The 234-nt window shown below is 59.8% G+C and carries 1 protein-coding gene; it reads left to right on the top strand.

The window, feature by feature from the left end; genetic code table 11:
* A partial coding sequence (locus AAEY88_RS15580) for a nuclear transport factor 2 family protein (RefSeq protein ID WP_350563850.1) occupies positions 1-234 on the top strand: 234 nt, incomplete at both ends.

Genomic DNA, 234 nt, shown 5'->3' with positions numbered 1-234 from the left:
ACACACCATCGAGCACTTTCTGCACGGGCAGATCGACTGCTGGAACCGGGGCGACAAAGACGGCTTTTTCGCTCACTACCGCAGCGTCTCGGCCAACGGCTTGAGTATCGAATACGTCGGCAAGCCCCAGGCCGATGCCTGGCAGGTACTGGAAGGCATGTGGGCGCAGCAGCAACCGAAGATTCGCGTTGAAGTGCGCCAGTGCATCGTCAATGGCAATGAAGCGGCGTGCCA

This window comes from Psychrobacter sp. CAL346-MNA-CIBAN-0220 (assembly GCF_040309805.1).
Lineage (GTDB): Bacteria > Pseudomonadota > Gammaproteobacteria > Pseudomonadales > Moraxellaceae > Psychrobacter.
Note: the sequence above shows the minus strand (reverse complement) of the source record. Positions and strands in the feature narration are given on the sequence as shown.